This is a genomic window from Mycobacterium sp., from assembly GCF_040398885.1.
Lineage (GTDB): Bacteria > Actinomycetota > Actinomycetes > Mycobacteriales > Mycobacteriaceae > Mycobacterium.
Genome location: NZ_JBBATF010000265.1, coordinates 1 through 2,428, shown reverse-complemented (window position 1 = coordinate 2,428; position 2,428 = coordinate 1). Strand labels below are relative to the sequence as shown.

Below are 2,428 nucleotides of genomic sequence, written 5' to 3'. Positions count from 1 at the left end.
AGGACATCTCCTGAACGTTTCCTGTGATCAAAATTCCGGTTCCCTCCCCTACCCTGTGCTGGGACGTTCCGCATTTGGAGCGGCCTGGTCCCCGGGGTCGACGACGCGCCACCGGGAGGGGCAATGTCATGGACCAGCAACGATTCGACGTGCAGGCGAAGTCGACGCGGTGGGGCGCCCCGGGCATGGCCGGAATCCGTGTGAACGCCATGCCCAGCCTGCTCCAGCGTCGCTCCGGGGGGATTGTCGATGGCGATGGACCGACCGCCCAGGCAGCAAATCCGGGCGCCAGCCGCACCGCGGCGGAAATCTGTGTCTGACCCGATCTGATTCGACTTCGACCGGCCGACCGGCCGCAACCCGACCATCTCAGTCGTTGTCGCGTCATCGAGGAGGGACATCACTGTGGACCAGCAACGATTCGATGCGGCGCTGCGGGCGCTGCAGGCGGGAACGACCCGGCGCGCGGGACTGGCGGGGATGCTGGGCGTGCTGCTCGGCGGGGTTGGCGCAGGGAGCCGGCGGCGCGCGGCGGCCCGCCGGCCGGAGATCCAGCTTCCCTGCGGCGACGGCTCCCCGGGCGCCAACAAGTGCAAGACCGACGGCGACTGCTGCACGAAGTACTGCCCCGACGGGCAATGCCGGTTCAAGGCGAACTGGATGGCCTGCCGCAACGACGGCGAGTGCTCCAGTGGGCGGTGCGTCGGCGGTAGGTGCGACGGCGGCTGCAACCCCGCCGGCAGCCGCTGCCAGGAGAACTTCAACTGCTGCGACGGGCTCGCCTGCGGCAACGGGACCTGCAAGAAGAGCACCTCCATCAAGTGCACCAAACAGAACTGCTCCGGCTGCTGCGACGGCACGACCTGCCGGCCGGGCGGCAGCGAGGCGGCCTGCGGCGCAAAGGGCGCGGCCTGCGTCCGCTGCAAGGGCGGGGTGACCTGCGCCAACGGAACCTGCGGCGCCGTATGCAACGCGAAGACCTGCCCGAAGGGCTGCTGCCGGGAGACAGTCTGCCTGTCGGGCGCGGACGTTTCGGCCTGCGGCACGGGCGGCGCGGCCTGCCAGACCTGCCCGGCCGGTGGGACCTGCGAAAACAAGGCCTGCGTGCCGCCGTGCTCGCCGGCGACCTGCCCGGCGGGGTGCTGCAAGAACGGCCGCTGCAAGTCGGGAACGGAGAACGCCGCCTGCGGCATGCAGGGCGGCGAGTGCGCGGTCTGCTCCGGCGAGACCACCTGCAAGGTTGTCGAGCCATACCGGGCCTGCCTCGGCTGCCTGTCGGACCAGGATTGCGGCGGCGCGAAACCGGTGTGCGATCTGAACACCCAGACCTGCGTCCAGTGCCTGGACAGCAGCAACTGCCCGAGCTGCGAGATCTGCCTGTCGCAGACCTGCTCCCCGCCGGGATGGTCGGCGCAGACGACCTTCGGCTCGGGCCCGGGCAGCGGGGCAAGCCAGTTCAGCTCGCCGAACGGCCTCGCGGTCTCCGGCGACGGGCTCGAGGTCTACGTCAGCGATGCGGCGAACTACCGGATCGACCTCTGGACGCGCTCGAGCACCGCCAGCAACACCTGGACCAATCTCACCAGCTTCGGCAGCTACAGCGATTTTGGGCTGCCGGACGGCGTCGCGGTCTCGTCCGACAAGCTGACGGCCTTCGTGGTCGGGGGCACCGGGAACGTCGTCGTGTACACCCGCCCCGGAACCACCGGCGCAAATGCGACCAACTGGACCAAGCAGACGACCATCGGCACCTTCTCCAACAGCCAACCCGTTCCCGCCGACCAGTTCAACAGCCCGCGGAACCTGTTCGTCACCGCTGACATGCTGACGATCTACGTGGCGGACTCGGGCGCGCAGCGCATCTCGGTGTGGAGCCGGCCGGACACCACGACCAACGCGACCGCCTGGACCCACCAGTACAACTTCGGCAGCACCGGCATGGAGGACATCGTCGTCTCGGTGGATGGGCTCACCGCGTGGGTCGGGGAGAGCCAGAACGTCGTCTCGGTGTGGACCCGGCCCGACACCACGACCAACGCCAGCGCCTGGGCCAGCCAGACGACGTTCGGCGAGTACGGGTCCGATCTGGGCCAGATCTCGGGGCTCGGCCAACTCGCGGTCACCCCCGACGGGTTGACCGTGCTGGTATCGGACTTCGGCAACAGCCGGGTGGACCTCTGGACCCGGACCGACGCCGCGAGCACGGAGTGGACCGCCCAGACGCCGTTCGGCGGCGACGGCACGGCGACCTGCCAGATGCAGCAGCCGGCAGGCGTGTCGATGTCCGCGGACGGTTCGGGCGCGTTCGTCGTCGACTTCGGCAACAACCGCGTCTCGACCTGGAAGAAGATCTGAGTGGAGCGCCGGTGGCGGCCGCGCCACCGTGCCGGCAACCTCCCCGTGCCCCTGGGGGGCTGGACTGACCGGA

Annotated in this window: 2 protein-coding genes; both read left to right on the top strand. The window is 69.5% G+C overall.

All coding sequences use genetic code 11. The features are described from left to right. Positions 1 to 128 precede the first annotated feature (128 nt). The gene (locus ADBZ5U_RS15800) at positions 129 to 320 is read left to right on the top strand and encodes a hypothetical protein (protein ID WP_526811779.1); all 192 of its coding nucleotides are present in this window, start codon (positions 129 to 131) and stop codon (positions 318 to 320) included. Positions 321 to 405: 85 nt separating this feature from the next. Continuing rightward, positions 406 to 2,355 (top strand): SMP-30/gluconolactonase/LRE family protein, encoded by a 1,950-nt coding sequence (locus ADBZ5U_RS15795; protein WP_526811777.1) that lies wholly within the window; start codon positions 406 to 408, stop codon positions 2,353 to 2,355. Positions 2,356 to 2,428: the final 73 nt, after the last annotated feature.

Coding starts and splice junctions, on each gene's coding strand:
- ADBZ5U_RS15800 (WP_526811779.1), top strand. CDS start 129: ATGGACCAGCAACGATTCGACGTGCAGGCGAAGTCGACGCGGTGGGGC.